Here is an 18,527-nt window from a genome sequence, read left to right as displayed (position 1 = left end):
TACCATTTCCCCGCTGCAGTGGTTCTGCCACTAATTTCCGACAGCAGTATCAATTAAAATATCTAAACAATCACTCCACAAAAAGAATAAAAAAACAACTAATTCCTGTCCCAGATCATGTTTTAGCGAACAAATCTGACAAAACCCCCTTTCATATCAAATTCCCCTCACTTGCAATTCGCTATACTTAATACTATACAAAAAGTAGCAAATAACTATCCTTAATCGTTAAAGTACCGGATTTTACCTATAGAATCCTGCTATATGAGAAACAATAACAACAACATTCAGGAAAGTTACGACTCTTTTACTTACTGACTCATTTCACTTAAACAATGGAGAAGCACAGTGCAAACCTTTAATACCGATCTCGCTATTATCGGAGCCGGGGGGGCAGGTCTACGTGCCGCAATTGCCGCAGCTGAGGCCAATCCTCAAATGAAGATTGCTTTGATCTCAAAAGTCTACCCAATGCGTAGCCATACTGTGGCAGCAGAAGGCGGATCAGCAGCAGTCACTCAAGCTCACGACTCCTACGATTTCCATTTCAATGACACTGTATCCGGTGGTGACTGGCTGTGTGAACAAGATGTTGTTGAATACTTTGTCGAACATTGTCCGACAGAAATGATCCAACTGGAGCAATGGGGCTGTCCGTGGAGCCGTAGAGAAGATGGTTCCGTCAACGTGCGTCGTTTCGGTGGTATGAAGATAGAACGCACTTGGTTCGCTGCGGATAAAACCGGCTTCCATATGCTGCATACCCTATTCCAGACCTCTCTGAAATACCCCCAAATCCAACGTTTTGATGAACATTTTGTCCTCGACATTTTGGTAGATGAAGGTCAGGCACGTGGCTTGGTTGCACTGAATATGATGGAAGGCACCAAAATTCAGATCCGGGCTAATGCCGTTATTATGGCGACCGGTGGTGCAGGCCGTGTATACCGTTACAACACGAACGGCGGTATCGTAACAGGTGATGGTATGGGCATGGCATTCCGTCATGGCGTCCCACTGCGTGATATGGAATTTGTTCAGTATCATCCAACCGGCCTGCCAGGTTCCGGTATCCTGATGACCGAAGGTTGTCGTGGTGAAGGTGGGATTCTGGTCAACAAGGATGGTTACCGCTATTTACAAGATTATGGCCTCGGCCCTGAAACCCCACTGGGCAAACCTGAAAACAAATATATGGAACTGGGTCCCCGAGACAAAGTTTCTCAGGCTTTTTGGCATGAATGGCGTGCCGGTCGTACTATTTCCACTCAGCGTGGCGATGTGGTTTATCTGGATCTGCGCCATCTGGGTGAGAATAAATTACTTGAGCGTCTGCCCTTTATCTGCGAACTGGCAAAAGCCTATGTTGGCGTTGATCCGGTTAAAGAGCCAATTCCGGTCCGGCCTACCGCACACTACACTATGGGCGGTATTGAAACTGACCAGAAATGTGAAACCCGCATTAGAGGTCTGTTCGCTGTCGGTGAATGTTCTTCTGTTGGTCTGCATGGTGCAAACCGTCTTGGTTCCAATTCTCTGGCTGAACTGGTGGTCTTTGGCCGTATGGCTGGTGAAGAAGCAGTTAAGTACGCTCAACAAGTCAAACCTGTCAAGAACCGCGCACTGGATGCCCAAGCAAGTGATATAGCAGCACGTTTGAACAACTTACTGAAACAAGAAGGAACGGAAAGTTGGTCGAAGATCCGTGATGAAATGGGTACCTCTATGGAGGAAGGTTGCGGTATCTACCGTACCCCTGAATTCATGCAGAAAACGGTTGATAAGATTGCTGAGCTGAAAGATCGCTTCAAACACGTGAAGATCACTGATAACACCAGTGTTTTCAACACTGACCTGCTGTACACCATTGAGCTTGGCTTTGGTCTGGATGTAGCCGAATGTATGATTCACTCTGCGATAAACCGTAAAGAGTCCCGGGGGGCACATCAACGTCTGGATAAAGGTTGTACCGAACGCGATGATGAAAATTTCCTTAAACATACGCTGGCTTTCTATAACTCTGAAGGTGCACCTCGTCTGGAATACAGTGACGTAAAAATCACCAAGTCCACTCCAGCGAAACGCGTATACGGCGGTGAAGCGGCGGCACAAGAAAAAAAGGAGCAGGCGAATGGCTGATATGAAAATGCTGAGAATGGAGGTCATGCGTTACAACCCGGAAAATGATGCTGAACCCCATTCTACAACCTATGAGGTTCCTTATGATGAACAGACCTCGTTGCTTGATGCATTAGGTTACATTAAAGACAATCTGGCCCCCGACCTCTCTTACCGCTGGTCCTGCCGGATGGCTATCTGTGGCTCTTGTGGCATGATGGTTAACCGTGTGCCGAAACTGGCCTGTAAAACCTTCCTGCGTGACTATTCACAAGGTATGAAAGTTGAAGCACTGGCTAACTTTCCTATTGAGCGTGACCTGGTAGTAGATATGACCCACTTTATTGAAAGCCTAGAAGCTATCAAACCATACATTATCGGGAATGGTCGTAAACCTTCTGAAGGTCCGAACATTCAAACCCCGGCACAGATGGCAAAATATCATCAGTTTTCTGGTTGTATCAACTGCGGCCTTTGCTATGCCGCTTGCCCTCAGTTCGGTTTAAACCCCGAGTTTATCGGACCAGCAGCAATTACTCTGGCTCACCGTTACAATCTCGACAACCGTGACCACGGTAAGAAGGAACGTATGCCACAACTTAACAGCCAGAATGGGGTATGGAGCTGTACTTTCGTCGGCTATTGTTCTGAAGTCTGCCCAAAACATGTCGATCCGGCTGCCGCTATTCAACAAGGCAAGATCGAAAGTGCAAAAGACTTCATGATCGCCATGCTGAAACCACAATAAGGGGAGAAATAGCGCAATGACGACCAAACGTAAACCTTATGTTCGCAGCATGGCTCCCAACTGGTGGCAGAAACTGGGCTTTTATCGCTTCTATATTCTGCGTGAAAGTACTGCGGTTACCACTGTGTGGTTCAGTATCTTGCTGATATACGGTGTATTCGCTCTAAAAGGTGGTACACAAAGCTGGGATGGATTTGTCACGTTTTTGCAAAACCCAGTTATTCTGCTGATTAACATCGTCACTTTACTGGGCGCTCTGCTACACACCAAAACGTGGTTTGAACTGGCACCAAAGGCAGCAAACATAGTGATAAAAGGTGAAAAAATGGGGCCTGAACCCGTGATCAAGCTGTTATGGACCGTCACCATTATTGTCACCGCCATTATCTTAGGCATAGCCTTACTTTAACCCCAATAAGGAGGATCTGATGAATCAAATACCTAAACGTTCCGATGAACCGATTTTCTGGGGATTATTTGGTGCCGGGGGTATGTGGGGCGCAATTGTGGCTCCAGCCATTATCTTACTGGTAGCCATCCTTTTACCACTGGGAGTCGCACCGGAAGCGTTAAGCTATGAACGGATTCTGATTTTCTGTCAGAGCTTGATTGGTCGTGCTTTCTTATTACTAATGATTACTCTGCCGCTATGGTGCGGTTTACACCGTATTCATCACGGTATGCATGACTTGAAAATTCATGTCCCGGCAGGTAAATGGGTTTTCTACGGCCTAGCAGCGATCCTGAGTGTTGTCGCTATCATCGCTGTTTTCACCCTGTAATCAAGCAGTAACGAGCTTAAGGTTATAAGGCCAGTGTACCGCTCACAGGAGGAGTGACCATCTCATTAACCGCACTGCCAACCGGTAAGACGCTATATTTGACCTTTGGAGTGCGGTTTAAAATTAACTTGACAGTTTCAGACCGATAATACCAGCAACAATCAGGGCGAGGCTCAATACTCTAGCAAGGCTTGCTGACTCACCCAACACCATAATACCAAAAATGGCGGTACCCACTGCGCCTACTCCTGTCCAAACAGCATAGGCTGTTCCTACTGGTAAGCCTTTCATTGCATAAGCGAGCATCCCTACACTGATAGCCATAGCACCAGCAGTAATAAGGCTTGGTGTCAAACGGGTAAAACCGTGAGTGTATTTCAGGCCAACCGCCCAGATGACTTCAAATAAACCAGCGATAATAAGAATAAACCAGGACATATCAACACCCATAGAGTTGTGGGGTCGTCCCCGAAAGACCAAAGTATATCCAGGTCGTCCCGAATAACTTATTAGAAATGAAGGCGGATTATAATCGTGTAAAATTGTGGTATCAATAGAATAATATTACGGCGATCTGAAAACAAAATAGCTTATTGCCTTCCACATCAATTAAAGAAAAACCGCAGTCTGTTGCCAAAACAGCGGTTTTTACCGAATACAACCAGCGGTTATTTTACACGGGAAACATATTCGCCAGAACGAGTATCCACTTTAATCACTTCACCGATTTGTACAAACAGAGGCACTTTTACCACAGCACCAGTGCTCAGAGTTGCTGGTTTACCACCTGTACCCGCGGTGTCACCTTTCAGACCTGGATCAGTCTCAATGATTTCCAGTTCAACAAAGTTTGGTGGCGTTACAGAGATAGGCTGACCATTCCACAAAGTCAGGATACACTCAGCCTGCTCAACCAACCATTTCGCATTCTCTCCAACGGCTTTTTCATCAGCAGCTAACTGCTCGAAGGTTTCGTTGTTCATAAAGTGCCAAAACTCACCATCGTTATACAGGTAAGTCAGGTTCATATCCATTACGTCTGCAGCATCTACAGAATCAGTAGACTTGAACGTTTTTTCCAATAGTTTGCCTGAAATCAGCTTACGAATACGAGTACGGGCAAATGCCTGGCCTTTGCCCGGCTTAACAAATTCACTCTCAATAACAGAGCATGGCTCGCCATCTAACATGATTTTAAGACCTGAACGGAATTCGTTGGTACTATAAGTAGCCATGAGACCCTCTAATTTAAACAAAATGGCTTAGCCAAAAAATGGCGCATATTATAACCCCAAAGATCCTCATCAGAGAAGACTGGTTGAAACAACTTACAGACGTTATTACCGATCCTGACGAACTATTACAATTGCTGTCGTTACATGAACACCCGGGATTAACCAAAGGGAGTGGCGCTCGTCGCCTGTTTCCACTGCGAGTACCCAGAGCCTTTGCTGCCCGTATGCAAGCAAACGATCCTAATGATCCATTGCTACTTCAGGTCATAACGACACCAGAGGAATTTACGCTTACAGCTGGTTTTTCCACCGATCCTCTGGATGAACAGCGAAGTGCCGTTCCCGGTTTATTGCATAAATACCGTAACCGCGCACTACTGCTGGTTAAAGGAGGATGCGCGGTTAACTGTCGTTACTGTTTCCGCCGTCATTTCCCATACGAGGATAACAAAGGTAATAAGCGCAACTGGCAGCAAGCGTTAAATTATATTCAACAGCATCCTGAACTTGATGAGATTATCTTCTCTGGCGGCGATCCGTTAATGGCAAAAGATCATGAATTGGACTGGTTGATCAGCAACCTGGAGAAAATTTCCCATATCAGACGACTACGCATTCACACCCGTCTGCCTGTGGTTATCCCTGCCCGGATCACAACAACGCTTTGCGATCGGCTGTCACAATCGAGATTACAAGTGATCATGGTGACGCATATCAATCATGCCAATGAGATCGACCCACCCTTACGGAATAGTATGATGATGCTAAAACAAACAGGCGTCACGTTACTAAACCAAAGTGTGCTATTACGCGGTGTCAATAATCACTCGGCTATTTTGGCTGATCTGAGCAACGCTCTGTTTGATGCGGGTATTCTGCCCTATTACATTCATGTACTGGATAAGGTACAAGGAGCCGCTCATTTTATGGTCAGTGATGAGGAAGCCAGAGGGCTTATCCGGGAATTACTGACAAAAGTTTCAGGTTATCTGGTGCCACGTCTGGCAAGGGAGATCGGCGGAGAACCGAGTAAAACGCCATTAGATTTGGGACTCAGGCAAAATTAACAGAAAATCCATGCCCGGATGCTTTTCAGCCGGGCATGTCATTCAAACCTAGAATACAATTACTGACATTTATAGACTTGACCAATCATTTTACTGTCCAGTGGAACAAAGCTCGATAACAAACTTTCACTTGGACTGGTTACACCATAGATCACATTTCCGCCCATAGCTGCGGCTTTATTGCGTAAATCATTAGCCGCACCACGCATTGAGCTACTCTCATTACTTACGCCAGTCATCCAGTTACTTTGAGTACCTGCCACTTCACCTAATAACTGGCACTCACTGCCTGGCTTAGTATCAACAAAACGAACCTGTGAACCGCCGGAAGTTAATTGATTTGTGGCTGTACACCCTGCTAATAGTAACAATGCTGAAGCACTGAGCAAAACTTTAATTCGCATGTCTTTCCCCATTTATCGTTGGAAATTTCACAACTAATCATCAATATACCTTGTTGTACACCAATATCGCAAAACAAATAATTTATAAAATCCCTCCTTAAGGTGAAGTATTTAAGCCAGAAACTTTCTGCACCAGTATGAATTCAGCGAAAAATAGAGAAAATAAGTGATACCCGTTACGTTCCATTAATAGTGTAAGCACAAAAACTTAATAAAAATGTTAAAAAAACCATAAATCGTGCCAATTTAATTAACTCTATTTCATTTTTCTATAGAGAAAATATATGATATTACCTCTTATGGAAATTCACCTATTAAAAAATTTAGATATTATATTCATCTAAATTTCACATGGATTTTATTATATTTAAATAATTACGAATTTTTTAATTACTACTCTAAGAGATTAAATATAATGGTATTTTTTATATTAATTATCTGAAGACTTTATATTTTTAAATTGTCACACTAACAACTGACATATCGGGGATGATACATCACTGAATCAATAGAAAATATTAGATACACTATTATAAAGGGACTATCGACAGCGAGTGAAAAAGTGATCATTAACAGCCGCTCGCAAACAAGAAACATGAGCTAAAGAAGAGCTGTCCCCTTCAGTAGAAATATTGAAAATAGTATCCATTGACACCATAATAACACTCAACCAAGCATTTTCATGATGTCATATTTAGCAATTATCACTCCCCATCACCAATGTGGATATTCTCTGTCAGATAGTCCAGAAATACTCGAACTCGTGATGGGAATTGGCGGCCTGAGCCAACAAAAACTGCATATATTTTTTCCTCATCACCAGGATTATAATTTTCAAGTACAGGTAGCAGCAAACCAGCCTGAATATCGGCATTCACATGGAAACGTGCCAGACGTGCTAAACCAAGGCCGGCTATCGCAGCTTTACGCATGGTTTCTCCATCACCCAGCAACAAATTTCCTGAAGGCAGTTGTTGCACCCGCTCTTCTGAATCGATGAAAGGCCAAGCTTTCACATGACGAGTAAAGCCAAAACCGAGCCGATTGTAGCGACCAAGGTCTCCAGGCATAGAAGGTATCCCCATCCTTTCAAGATATGAAGGAGCCCCTACCACAACCATTCGGCTTGAACCCAACCACCGCACCATAAGACGCGAGTCGTCCAGAGGACCAACGCGAATCGCCACATCACTGCGATCATCAAGTAAATCCACTACCAAGTCGCACAATGAGATATCGAGTGTGATCTCCGGGTAGCGTTGCAGAAAATCCGGCAACAAAGGCATCAAGCAGTGTTTTCCAAACGCAACATGGCAATGCACGCGTATTCGTCCACGAGGCACCGCCCCCTGATTTGCTTCTTGTTCAGCGACTACGATGTCCTCCAAAATCCTAATACTGCGCTCATAGAAAACAGAACCCTCAGGTGTTAACTGAAGCTTACGTGTTGTTCTATTGAGCAACCGTACACCGAGTCGTATCTCTAGTCGATTGATAAGCTTACTGACTGCTGATGGCGTCATGCCGAGCTTGCGAGCAGCAGCAGAGAGGCTTTCCGACTCAATTACCTGAACGAATACAGCCATTTCTGTAGATCTATTGAATTTGTGCATAGATATTTGAATTTTTTTCCAAAATCCTATGAATAAATGAATTCTAGTCTAATAAGCTCGTTTTTTCTAAAGTTAAAGATATATTTTTACTACGACAGCTCGGCAACTTCAGTGTTTACTCTTTCCAAAAGACGTCTAATTTTGGGGTTCACCACCGGAAATCGACCTGTTAAGTTTCCTCCTATAGGAGTTAGCTTTGAGAAAAGAGAAAATTCTCTGCGGGAATCGGTGGATTATTTGTACGAGGCATAGTGAGAAAAGCGACTACTATCTGAATTTAGCATCTGATCCAGAAAAAAGTATCAATATATCTGACACGGGACGGATCACAAGAATTTACCGAAATCGTGGATTGCAACTTCGTGGTGGGGAAAATCGCTATTGTCACAGCCAGTGACTTATTTTGAGTTTGAATCACACAACTATTCAGCTTGTTGCGGCATGTTTTCTATAAAAAGACGTGTGAGCAGGATTAACCTGCTCACACAAGACGTATAGCTACATCAAAGCAGTGCGACTTTCGTCACATTACATCATGCCGCCCATACCGCCCATGCCACCCATACCGCCTGCTGCACCTAAATCAGCTTTATCATCTTTAGGCAAGTCAGTCACCATACATTCAGTAGTGATCATCAGACCAGCGATAGATGCTGCGAATTGCAGTGCAGAACGGGTTACTTTGGTTGGGTCCAGAATACCCATTTCAATCATATTGCCATACTGTTCAGTAGTCGCATTATAACCATAGTTACCTTCACCTGCTTTCACGTTGTTTGCGATAACAGATGGTTCTTCACCTGCGTTGTCAACGATCTGACGCAAAGGTGCTTCCATTGCGCGCATCGCAACACGGATACCTACGTTTTGATCTTCATTGTCGCCTTTCAGGCCAGCAATAGCAGCAGCAACGCGAACCAGTGCAACACCACCACCAGCTACTACGCCTTCTTCCACTGCTGCACGGGTTGCATGCAGAGCATCGTCAACACGGGCACGTTTTTCTTTCATCTCAACTTCCGTTGCAGCGCCCACTTTGATAACTGCAACACCGCCAGCCAGTTTAGCCAAACGCTCTTGCAGTTTTTCGCGGTCGTAATCAGAAGTGGATTCTCCGATCTGCTGACGAATCTGAGAAACACGGCCATCAATTGCAACTTTTTCGCCAACACCATCAATGATAGTTGTGGTATCTTTGTTGATAACGATACGTTTTGCCTGACCCAGATCTTCCAGAGTGGCTTTTTCCAGTTCCAGACCGATCTCCTCAGAGATAACGATACCGCTAGTCAGAACAGCGATATCCTGCAACATAGCTTTACGGCGGTCACCGAAGCCAGGCGCTTTAACCGCAGCAACTTTTACGATGCCACGCATAGTGTTAACAACCAGAGTTGCCAATGCTTCGCCTTCAACATCTTCAGCAACAATCAGCAAAGGCTTACTTGCCTTAGCTACGCCTTCCAGAACTGGTAACAGTTCACGGATATTGGAGATTTTTTTATCTACCAGAAGAACATATGGGTTTTCTAACTCAACAGAACCGTTTTCTGGTTTGTTGATGAAATAAGGAGAGAGGTAGCCACGGTCGAACTGCATACCTTCAACGACATCCAGTTCATCTTCCAGGCCTGTACCTTCTTCAACAGTGATTACACCTTCTTTACCGACTTTCTTCATCGCTTCTGCGATCAATTTACCTACAGTTTCGTCGGAATTAGCGGAGATAGTACCTACCTGAGCAATAGAGATGGAATCTGAGCAGGGTTCGGACAGCTTTTTCAGTTCTGCAACTGCGGCAATCACTGCTTTATCAATACCGCGTTTCAAATCCATTGGGTTCATGCCAGCGGCTACGGCTTTCAGACCTTCAGTAACAATAGATTGAGCCAATACAGTTGCAGTGGTTGTACCGTCACCCGCAGCATCATTCGCTTTAGAGGCAACTTCTTTCACCATCTGAGCCCCCATGTTTTCGAACTTGTCTTCCAGTTCAATTTCACGGGCAACAGAAACACCGTCTTTAGTGATTGAAGGCGCACCAAAAGATTTATCCAAAACAACGTTACGGCCTTTAGGGCCCAGGGTTACTTTTACTGCATCAGCAAGGATATTCACACCACGTAACATCTTAACGCGAGCGTCGCTACCAAATTTTACGTCTTTAGCTGCCATTGTTTCTTTCCTTTAAATTCGTTCAGTTAAGAAGATCTAAGCGCAACAATTACGCTTCAACAATTGCCAGAATGTCGCTTTCAGACATGATCAACACTTCTTCGTTGTCGATCTTCTCTGACTTAACACCGTAACCATCGTTAAAAATAACAATATCTCCAACTTTCACACACAGTGCTTTTACATCACCGCTTTCAAGGATGCGGCCATTGCCCACAGCCAAAACTTCACCACGAGTAGATTTACCCGCAGCAGTGCCAGTCAGCACAATACCGCCAGCAGATTTTGATTCAACTTCTTTGCGCTTGACGATTACACGATCATGCAATGGACGAATATTCATTGATAGCTCTCCTATAAGAAAGTCCATATCAGGTAAGAGGATTGATACCAGTATGCTTTCATCAAACCAGTATCATAATAAATTAAATGGGGACTTATTTATGATACTTCAAGGGCAGGCAAAAAAATATTTTACTTTTTTCTTACCTACAGAAAAAAACCGATGATTTAACAAAACATTCAGAAGATAACCTCTTGTCAACGAGAGGGCTTATGCTCGTCATCATCAGGTTTGGCATCGTTCAATTTACGGGAGGGATCATCTTGCTTGCGCTCGTATTCCCCTTCAAAGGTATTATTATCCCGTCTGAACCCACCGCTATTATGAGGACGATAGAAATTGATATGTGGCATCAGTTTCATCATTAATGTTTTTTGAACCGGCGGCAGTAACAGCAGCAAGCCCAGGAAATCAGTAAAAAAGCCAGGGCATAGTAATAGGAAACCCGCCAGCAAAAGAGAGACGCTTTTTACCATTTCTGCCGCCGGACTCTCCCCGGCAACCAGCTTTTGCTGAATCTGGATAAAATTCTTTATTCCCTGATTACGTACCAGAGAAATACCAACACAAGAAGTAAACAGCACCAGTAGCAGAGTTAACAACACACCTAATTCAGAGGCAACACGTACAAATAAGGTTGACTCAATGTAGACAAGCAAAAATATCAGGATCAATGGCAACCAACGCACTTGGTGCTCCTTCAATTGATTGGGATGAAAAGGTTATGTCCTGAATAAATCATATCAACAGAATCCAAGGAACAACCAAATTAACATTTTCTCAGTTTATTAGAGATTTGATTGGGGTCACAGCCATCGTTTTCAATCTTTTGAAAATCTTACTGATCAGGCCCATAATTGTGATGAATATCACATATATCAAATCACGTTAAACAAATACCACTATAAAGTGATCCAGCTTCAATGCATTTATTGCTAACCAGCATATGATCACGCCAGCAATCTGGTGATGAAGGGTTTATCATAACTATTGCTGTTGGCAACATAATTATTTAAAAGCGCATAATTAGACAGTAAAAACGTAATCTAATAAGAAGGTTCTCATGTCAAACAACATTCGTATCGAAGAAGACCTGTTAGGTAAACGAGAAGTCCCCGCTGAAGCCTATTACGGTATTCACACCTTACGTGCGATTGAAAACTTCTACATCAGTAACAACACCATTAATGATGTACCCGAATTTATCCGTGGCATGGTGATGGTAAAAAAAGCCGCCGCCTTAGCTAACAAGGAATTGCAAACCATTCCTAAAAAAATTGCGGATATCATTATCAAAGCCTGCGACGAAGTGCTCAATACTGGCAAATGTATGGACCAGTTCCCAGTTGACGTATTTCAAGGCGGTGCCGGTACTTCACTCAACATGAATACCAACGAGGTTCTGGCAAACATCGGTTTGGAATTGTTAGGCCATAAAAAAGGTGAATATGAGCACCTGAACCCTAATGACCATCTGAATAAAAGCCAGTCAACCAACGACGCCTACCCAACCGGTTTCCGTATCGCAGTTTATAATGCCATCACGAAACTGATCGAGTCTCTTGAACTATTGATCGCCGGCTTCGATAAAAAAGCCAAAGAATTTGATGACATTCTGAAAATGGGTCGCACCCAGTTACAGGACGCAGTTCCTATGACGCTGGGACAGGAATTCAACGCATTCTCAATCCTGCTGAAAGAAGAAGTTAAAAACCTGAATCGGACTTCTCAACTGTTGTTGGAAGTTAACCTTGGTGCTACTGCTATCGGCACCGGTCTGAACACCGCACCAGGTTATCAAAGATTGGCTGTTGAAAAACTGGCCGAAGTCACTGGTTTACCTTGCATACCCGCCGAGGACCTGATTGAAGCAACCTCCGACTGCGGCGCTTATGTTATGGTTCACGGCGCGCTGAAACGTCTGGCTGTTAAACTGTCTAAAATCTGTAATGATTTGCGTTTGCTCTCTTCCGGTCCTCGTGCCGGTCTGAACGAAATTAACCTGCCCGAATTGCAGGCAGGTTCTTCTATCATGCCGGCAAAAGTTAACCCTGTTATTCCAGAAGTTGTGAATCAGGTTTGCTTCAAGGTTATCGGCAACGATATTTGTGTTACTATGGCATCCGAAGCGGGTCAGTTACAATTAAACGTAATGGAACCTGCTATTGGTCAGGCCATGTTTGAATCTATCTCCCTGTTAAACAACGCTTGTTGCAACCTGGTAGAAAAATGCATTAACGGCATCACGGCGAACAAAGAAGTTTGCGAAAGTTTCGTATTCAACTCGATCGGTATCGTCACTTATCTGAACCCATTCATTGGTCACCACAATGGTGATATTGTCGGTAAGATCTGCGCTGAAACTGGTAAGAGTGTTCGTGAAGTTGTGCTGGAACGTGGCTTACTGACCGAAACCGAGCTGGATGATATCTTCTGTGTAGAAAACCTAAAACGCCCGGCTTATAAGGCAAAACGTTTTGAAGATTAAGTTGTTGAATATAATAAAAAATAGCTCTTAGCGATTAAGGCACGCAACTCCAACCGGATAGCGTGCCTTTTTACTTCCCTACATGCACAAAGTATTAACCTAAAATTTTCAAATTTTTAATTATTTCAAGGAGTAAATATTATGTTAGCCGTAGAATTGGTTATCGTTCTGCTGGCCATCTTCCTGGGTGCAAGATTGGGGGGGATCGGCATTGGATTTGCCGGTGGTCTTGGCGTTCTGGTGCTGTCAGCAATTGGTGTTAAACCGGGGCATATTCCATTCGATGTTATTTCCATCATTATGGCGGTTATCGCGGCAATCTCTGCCATGCAAGTTGCCGGTGGTCTGGACTATTTGGTTCAACAAACTGAAAAATTACTGCGTAAGAACCCAAAATACATCACAATCCTCGCACCTATCGTTACCTATTTCCTGACACTGTTTGCAGGTACAGGTAACATCTCTCTGTCAGCACTGCCGGTAATTGCTGAAGTTGCAAAAGAACAAGGCATTAAACCATGCCGTCCACTTTCCACTGCGGTTGTCGCAGCCCAGATTGGTATCACCGCCTCGCCAATCTCCGCTGCGGTCGTTTATATGTCTTCTCTGATGGAAGGCCACGGTGTCAGCTATATTCATCTGCTGATGGTCCTATTACCATCGACTTTCGCGGCTATCGTTCTGATGTCCTTCATCGTCTCCTGGATGTTTAATTCCAAACTGTCTGATGATCCTGTTTATCTGAAACGTCTGGCAGACAACCTGGTGACTCTGCGTGGCAGCAAACAGATTGAAGTTAAACCAAGGGCTAAGGCTTCTGTCCTGTTGTTCTTAGCTGGCGTTATCAGTGTTGTTATTTACGCTATCGTCAATAGCCCAAGTATCGGTCTGGTTGAAGAGCCACTGATGAACACTACTCACGCTATTCTGATCATTATGCTGAGTGTCGCAACTATCACTACGATGTCCTGCTCAGTTGATACTGACGCCATCCTGAATTCCAGTACCTTTAAAGCAGGAATGAGCGCATGTATCTGTATTCTGGGTGTTGCATGGCTAGGTGACACTTTTGTACAGGCGAATATTGATTGGATCAAAGGCACTGCCGGCGGCTTAATCCAATCTCAACCCTGGTTGCTGGCGGTTATTTTCTTCTTCTGTTCCGCCCTGCTCTATTCACAGGCTGCAACCGCAAAAGCACTGATGCCGATGGCTCTGGTTCTGAACGTCACACCACTGACGGCAATCGCTTCTTTCTCCGCGGTTTCCGGGTTGTTTATTCTGCCTACCTATCCAACCCTGGTTGCTGCAGTTCAGATGGATGACACCGGAACTACCCGTATCGGCCGTTTCGTCTTCAACCACCCGTTCTTTATTCCCGGCACCATCGGGGTTGCTCTGGCTGTCGCCTTCGGCTTCCTGTTCGGCGGTATGATCCTCTAATCCCGTCAATAACAACCTAATTCAGGGGCGTATACCGCCCCTGAACTCTTCTCTGAAAGCCCTTGATTATTGTCTTAATCTTAACCAGAACACTTTCTGGTCTGACAGCCTTCGGTTATAGTGCTGAATATTTCTATTCTATTAGCGATCATTAACCTTATGATTAAACGTACTCTGATATTGTTTTTACTGCTTTGCAGTACGATGTTTACCCCACTGGCAGCGAATGCGCTGTTTGAACAACCGGGGCAAAACCTGTATTTGCCGGCAGATCAGGCATTCATGTTTGATTTTCAGCAAAAAGGCAACAAACTGACACTAAATTGGCAGATCAAACCGGGTTATTACCTCTACCGCAAACAACTTCGTATTGAGCCACAGCAGGCCACACTAGGTAAAATTACGTTGCCACAAGGTACGGCTCATCAGGATGAATTTTTCGGTGAAACTGAAGTCTATTTCCAACAACTCACGGTCAATGTTCCTATTACAGAGGCGAATAATAAATCCAATATCGTCGTCACTTATCAGGGCTGTGCCGCGGCAGGATACTGCTACCCACCGGAAACCCGCCTTGTTCCATTAAGTACGGTTATCCCATCAAAAAGAGCTAACGCAATACCCACCGAACTTGTTCAGAAAGCGCCAGAAAGCGCATCAAATGACCAGAAAAATTTACCTTTTTCACCACTTTGGGCGCTTTTGATTGGCATTGGTATCGCGTTTACACCTTGTGTACTGCCAATGTATCCATTGATTTCCGGCATTATTCTTGGTAGCCAACACCCTAAAAACCTGAAACAGATCTTCTGGTTGACACTAAGCTATGTTCAGGGAATGGCAATCACCTACACCTTACTTGGATTGATTGTCGCAGCTGCGGGTTTACAATTTCAGGCCGCACTGCAACATCCGTATGTGCTGATTGGTTTATCAGTACTGTTTATTCTACTGGCACTGTCGATGTTCGGCCTTTATTCCCTGCAACTGCCTTCCTCTGTACAGACCCGGCTGGTCAGCTGGAGTAATCAGCAAAAAAGTGGCTCATTCTTCGGTGTATTCGCTATGGGTGCATTAGCGGGATTAATTTGCTCCCCTTGTACTACCGCGCCTTTAAGCGCCATTCTGCTCTACATTGCCCAAAGTGGTAATACAGTGGCAGGGGGAGTAACCCTTTATCTTTATGCTTTGGGAATGGGATTACCGCTTATTGCCGTTACCCTGTTTGGTCATAAACTCCTGCCACGCAGCGGTCCTTGGATGCAATATGTCAAAGAAGCTTTTGGCTTCATTATTCTTGCACTGCCTGTTTTCCTGCTGGAAAGAGTTATCGGTGATATATGGGGAATACGGTTATGGAGCCTGCTGACGGTCAGTTTCCTGGGATGGGGATTTGCTCTGACACTCAGAAGCCAAAATGGCTGGATAAGAGTCATGCAACTGATATTGTTAGTTCTGATGCTGGTAGCCACCCGCCCATTGCAGGATTGGTTTTGGGGTACGCCAGTTACACAACAATCACAACACAGCCTCAATTTCCGCCAGATAAATAACTGGCAAGAATTGGAACACCTAATGGCACAAAACAATCATAAAACCGTCATGCTTGATTTCTATGCTGACTGGTGTACCGCTTGTAAAGAATTTGAAAAATATACTTTCAGTGATCCACAGGTCCAATCACAACTACGTGATACCTTGCTGTTACAGGCAAATGTCACAAATAACAGCCCACAGCAAAAACAGCTTTTGGAAAAACTGAATGTTCGGGGATTACCGACTATTCTGTTTTTTGACGCTCAAGGAAAAGAGATCACTAATTCACGGGTAAATGGTTTTATGAGCGCAACCCGCTTTAACAAGCATTTGCAACATCTGCAAAAATGATCTGAAGGAGAACACCGTGCAACGAGAACAAGTTCTTAGTCATGTCTTAAACTTGCTGGAGCAACATGGCTTATCCGCCACAACTGAGATGCTCCTTGGTTCACTTAACATAGATATGGAATATCTAAAGCAGTTCTGGCCCGATCGGGAAGCACTGCTTTATGACAGCCTACGTTATCACGGTCAACAGATTGAAGTCTGGCAACGACAGATGTTATTGGATGAAAATCTGACACCAGAGCAAAAGCTACTGGCTCGTTATGCAGCACTTGGTGAAAAAGTAAAAGAGAAACGCTATCCAGGCTGCCTGTTTATCGCGGCCTGTAGTGCATTCCCTGAATCTGACCACCCTATCCATCAATTAGCTGAATTGCAAAAACAGAGTTCTTCCCATTACACCACCGAGCTATTACATCAACTGGATATCGAAGATTGTGAACTGATTGCCAAACAGATGGAACTGATTCTGGAAGGTTGCCTGAGTAAGCTACTGATCAAACGGGATATTGATGATATAGCGACAGCAAAACTGCTGGCAGAAGATGTTTTGGCTATCGCTAAATGCCGCAAAAATGGTGCGTTAAGCTAATAAAAATCAGCCTAAGATGAATAACCACACAAATTTAGGGCAAAAAGTCAGCAATCAATCGTCTTTTATCATTTTTTATCAGAAAGGCATTGACGACTTAGGCTGAATACGGTTTAATGCGCCCCGTTGCCCGGATAGCTCAGTCGGTAGAGCAGAGGATTGAAAATCCTCGTGTCGGTGGTTCGATTCCGCCTCCGGGCACCAATTCAAAGTGCGCTTGTTGGGAGATAAAAACTTAACGGGCGACCAATACAAGAACCCGAATGTATGACTTTGGTTAGTTTAGCTTTTCAGTATTTCGATATTGAACTGAACATAAGGGTTACAAAGCTAGGATGCCTAAGAACTTAGGCGTCCATTTTTTGCTTGAGTGCAATACTTACAAGTTCTATTGCAGCTGTCAAGCCATCCAAACCAAAATCAATGAATTAATTAACACGATGTTGTATGTTGGTTACTCAACTTTCCTCATTGATCAGAAGAAAGTTAATTATGGGTGATGGTATCAGTTCAAAAAAATTCCCTATCTTGCAACAGGGAATTTGTAATAGATTAAGACAAGTTCAATCAATAGCAGGCATATTCTGCTTTATCCAATTAACATTTCTCCTCTCTCTGGTTCAACATCGATATACAGCATTAACTCACGCTCCAGCGCACGCCCGGCAGTATCCAGATTGATATCAATATATTCCATCGTCGTGGCAATACTGCGATGCCCCAGTAATCCGCGCACCATTTGCAAATTACGATCAGGCGCTTTCATCAGTTCAGTTGCTAGGGTATGCCGGAAACGGTGTGGACCCACATCAAATCCACACTCTTTTGATAAGCGCCGAAAGAATGATTTTATCGTCTGTAACTGGTCGGTTTCACTTCCTCTGTCTATTTTGGCGGTAAAATAGTTCACACAGAACAGAGGATCACTCAGTTTTGCCCCAGCCGCCAGGGCACGTTCCAGCAAAACTTCCAGTCGCGGATACAACCATTTCACCACCGGCACCAAGTGTTCATAATGGTTCTTACTCCCCTCGGAGCAAAGAATAATCCGGCGTTCTTTCAGATCAACATCTCCAAGCCGAATATGTAATAGCTGATTTTGCCGCATCCCGGTATAACGCAATGTATCCAGTACCGTCAGCCAATACCAGGTCGGATATAATGCACAGCGGGCACGATGGTTATCCCCTGCCTGTCGCTCCCGCTCTTCAAATTGCCCCATCGTGAGATACAGGGCTGTCAGCTGTTTTTTGGTTAATGTTTTCTTTTTCTTCTTGTTTGCATTAACCACGACACCATTAAATGGGTTTTCCGTTTGAGGCAGTATTTTTTCTTTTATCGCAAAATTAAACAACGCCCGCATATGCGCAATCTTACTGTTCCAGGTCACACCTTTCCGTCCGGACTGATGCAACACATATCTGCGCCACGCCAGCACCTGTTGTCGGGTCACTTGAGCAGGCCGATTGTCCACACCTGCAAACACCTGGAAGGTATTCACCACCTTGCGATAACTTGACTCCGTATCCGGCCGCAACATTATTGGCAAAGAAATACTCATCCAGCAGGTTATCCCAGGTCATACTGTCCATCTCTACTTCCTCACTTCATCAATTTAAAAACCCATTGCGGGGC

At 44.3% G+C, this 18,527-nt stretch carries 16 protein-coding genes, 1 tRNA gene and 1 pseudogene; 10 read left to right on the top strand and 8 right to left on the bottom strand.

Going from position 1 to position 18,527, the window contains the following annotated elements:
* Positions 1-348: 348 nt before the first annotated feature.
* Genes frdA through frdD form a run of 4 tightly spaced genes read left to right on the top strand, consistent with a single transcriptional unit; the run spans position 349 to position 3,648 of the window.
* Positions 349-2,139, top strand: a complete 1,791-nt coding sequence (gene frdA / locus VY86_RS12865; protein WP_046975231.1) for a fumarate reductase (quinol) flavoprotein subunit — start codon at positions 349-351, stop codon at positions 2,137-2,139.
* Positions 2,132-2,866, top strand: a complete 735-nt coding sequence (locus VY86_RS12860) for a succinate dehydrogenase/fumarate reductase iron-sulfur subunit (protein ID WP_046975230.1) — start codon at positions 2,132-2,134, stop codon at positions 2,864-2,866. The genes frdA and VY86_RS12860 overlap by 8 nt, the downstream gene beginning before the upstream one ends.
* 16 nt (positions 2,867-2,882) lie before the next feature.
* The gene (gene frdC, locus VY86_RS12855) at positions 2,883-3,275 is read left to right on the top strand and encodes a fumarate reductase subunit FrdC (protein ID WP_046975229.1); all 393 of its coding nucleotides are present in this window, start codon (positions 2,883-2,885) and stop codon (positions 3,273-3,275) included.
* Between the two features lie 19 nt (positions 3,276-3,294).
* Positions 3,295-3,648: a fumarate reductase subunit FrdD gene (gene frdD / locus VY86_RS12850; RefSeq protein WP_046975228.1), complete on the top strand. Its 354-nt coding sequence runs from the start codon at positions 3,295-3,297 to the stop codon at positions 3,646-3,648.
* Positions 3,649-3,771: 123 nt separating this feature from the next.
* On the opposite strand, the gene sugE is transcribed toward frdD, so the two are convergent.
* Together sugE and efp are read right to left on the bottom strand one after the other, a co-directional pair.
* Positions 3,772-4,086 (bottom strand): quaternary ammonium compound efflux SMR transporter SugE, encoded by a 315-nt coding sequence (sugE, locus tag VY86_RS12845; protein ID WP_021324339.1) that lies wholly within the window; start codon positions 4,084-4,086, stop codon positions 3,772-3,774.
* A 230-nt stretch (positions 4,087-4,316) separates the two neighbouring features.
* On the bottom strand, positions 4,317-4,883 hold the full coding sequence (efp, locus tag VY86_RS12840) for an elongation factor P (RefSeq protein WP_021324340.1): 567 nt from the start codon (positions 4,881-4,883) through the stop codon (positions 4,317-4,319).
* Between the two features lie 38 nt (positions 4,884-4,921).
* Between efp and epmB the strand changes: the two genes are divergently transcribed.
* The gene (gene epmB / locus VY86_RS12835; protein ID WP_046975227.1) at positions 4,922-5,950 is read left to right on the top strand and encodes an EF-P beta-lysylation protein EpmB; all 1,029 of its coding nucleotides are present in this window, start codon (positions 4,922-4,924) and stop codon (positions 5,948-5,950) included.
* Between the two features lie 59 nt (positions 5,951-6,009).
* Here the strand turns inward: epmB and VY86_RS12830 are convergent, their stop codons facing one another.
* The 5 genes from VY86_RS12830 to VY86_RS12810 form a co-directional block, all read right to left on the bottom strand.
* Positions 6,010-6,354, bottom strand: a complete 345-nt coding sequence (locus VY86_RS12830) for a DUF4156 domain-containing protein (protein WP_021324342.1) — start codon at positions 6,352-6,354, stop codon at positions 6,010-6,012.
* Between the two features lie 704 nt (positions 6,355-7,058).
* Positions 7,059-7,940, bottom strand: coding sequence for a LysR family transcriptional regulator (locus tag VY86_RS12825; RefSeq protein WP_228940360.1), 882 nt, complete (start codon positions 7,938-7,940; stop codon positions 7,059-7,061).
* A gap of 555 nt (positions 7,941-8,495) precedes the next feature.
* Positions 8,496-10,142: a chaperonin GroEL gene (gene groL / locus VY86_RS12820; protein WP_046975225.1), complete on the bottom strand. Its 1,647-nt coding sequence runs from the start codon at positions 10,140-10,142 to the stop codon at positions 8,496-8,498.
* A 49-nt stretch (positions 10,143-10,191) separates the two neighbouring features.
* Positions 10,192-10,485: a co-chaperone GroES gene (locus VY86_RS12815; protein ID WP_011148251.1), complete on the bottom strand. Its 294-nt coding sequence runs from the start codon at positions 10,483-10,485 to the stop codon at positions 10,192-10,194.
* Positions 10,486-10,682: 197 nt separating this feature from the next.
* Entirely contained in the window at positions 10,683-11,174 is a 492-nt protein-coding gene (locus VY86_RS12810) for an FxsA family protein (RefSeq protein ID WP_046975224.1), read from the bottom strand.
* Between the two features lie 374 nt (positions 11,175-11,548).
* Here VY86_RS12810 and aspA point away from each other — a divergent pair, with 374 nt between their 5' ends.
* From aspA to VY86_RS12785, 5 genes are all read left to right on the top strand, one after another.
* Positions 11,549-12,973: an aspartate ammonia-lyase gene (gene aspA / locus VY86_RS12805; protein ID WP_046975223.1), complete on the top strand. Its 1,425-nt coding sequence runs from the start codon at positions 11,549-11,551 to the stop codon at positions 12,971-12,973.
* A 141-nt stretch (positions 12,974-13,114) separates the two neighbouring features.
* Entirely contained in the window at positions 13,115-14,416 is a 1,302-nt protein-coding gene (locus VY86_RS12800; protein WP_046975222.1) for an anaerobic C4-dicarboxylate transporter, read from the top strand.
* 159 nt (positions 14,417-14,575) lie between these two features.
* The gene (locus VY86_RS12795) at positions 14,576-16,303 is read left to right on the top strand and encodes a protein-disulfide reductase DsbD (RefSeq protein ID WP_046975221.1); all 1,728 of its coding nucleotides are present in this window, start codon (positions 14,576-14,578) and stop codon (positions 16,301-16,303) included.
* A 16-nt stretch (positions 16,304-16,319) separates the two neighbouring features.
* Positions 16,320-16,892, top strand: coding sequence for a division control transcriptional repressor DicD (dicD, locus tag VY86_RS12790; protein ID WP_046975220.1), 573 nt, complete (start codon positions 16,320-16,322; stop codon positions 16,890-16,892).
* A gap of 128 nt (positions 16,893-17,020) precedes the next feature.
* Positions 17,021-17,096 (top strand) — tRNA-Phe (locus tag VY86_RS12785).
* A gap of 385 nt (positions 17,097-17,481) precedes the next feature.
* On the opposite strand, the pseudogene VY86_RS12780 reads toward VY86_RS12785, so the two are convergent.
* A pseudogene (locus tag VY86_RS12780) lies at positions 17,482-18,484 on the bottom strand (tyrosine-type recombinase/integrase).
* Between the last annotated feature and the right edge of the window lie 43 nt (positions 18,485-18,527).

The sequence above is a fragment of the Photorhabdus thracensis genome, assembly GCF_001010285.1.
Taxonomy (GTDB): Bacteria; Pseudomonadota; Gammaproteobacteria; order Enterobacterales; family Enterobacteriaceae; genus Photorhabdus; species Photorhabdus temperata.
The sequence above is the reverse complement of the archived record's forward strand: the minus strand, read 5'-3'. Positions and strand labels throughout refer to the sequence as shown.

Excerpts from the sequence above, each read along its gene's own strand:
- VY86_RS12860 (WP_046975230.1), top strand. The coding sequence starts at position 2,132 with ATGGCTGATATGAAAATGCTGAGAATGGAGGTCATGCGTTACAACCCG.
- frdC (WP_046975229.1), top strand. The coding sequence starts at position 2,883 with ATGACGACCAAACGTAAACCTTATGTTCGCAGCATGGCTCCCAACTGG.
- frdD (WP_046975228.1), top strand. The coding sequence starts at position 3,295 with ATGAATCAAATACCTAAACGTTCCGATGAACCGATTTTCTGGGGATTA.
- sugE (WP_021324339.1), bottom strand. The coding sequence starts at position 4,086 with ATGTCCTGGTTTATTCTTATTATCGCTGGTTTATTTGAAGTCATCTGG.
- efp (WP_021324340.1), bottom strand. The coding sequence starts at position 4,883 with ATGGCTACTTATAGTACCAACGAATTCCGTTCAGGTCTTAAAATCATG.
- epmB (WP_046975227.1), top strand. The coding sequence starts at position 4,922 with ATGGCGCATATTATAACCCCAAAGATCCTCATCAGAGAAGACTGGTTG.
- VY86_RS12830 (WP_021324342.1), bottom strand. The coding sequence starts at position 6,354 with ATGCGAATTAAAGTTTTGCTCAGTGCTTCAGCATTGTTACTATTAGCA.
- VY86_RS12825 (WP_228940360.1), bottom strand. The coding sequence starts at position 7,940 with ATGGCTGTATTCGTTCAGGTAATTGAGTCGGAAAGCCTCTCTGCTGCT.
- groL (WP_046975225.1), bottom strand. The coding sequence starts at position 10,142 with ATGGCAGCTAAAGACGTAAAATTTGGTAGCGACGCTCGCGTTAAGATG.
- VY86_RS12815 (WP_011148251.1), bottom strand. The coding sequence starts at position 10,485 with ATGAATATTCGTCCATTGCATGATCGTGTAATCGTCAAGCGCAAAGAA.
- aspA (WP_046975223.1), top strand. The coding sequence starts at position 11,549 with ATGTCAAACAACATTCGTATCGAAGAAGACCTGTTAGGTAAACGAGAA.
- VY86_RS12800 (WP_046975222.1), top strand. The coding sequence starts at position 13,115 with ATGTTAGCCGTAGAATTGGTTATCGTTCTGCTGGCCATCTTCCTGGGT.
- VY86_RS12795 (WP_046975221.1), top strand. The coding sequence starts at position 14,576 with ATGATTAAACGTACTCTGATATTGTTTTTACTGCTTTGCAGTACGATG.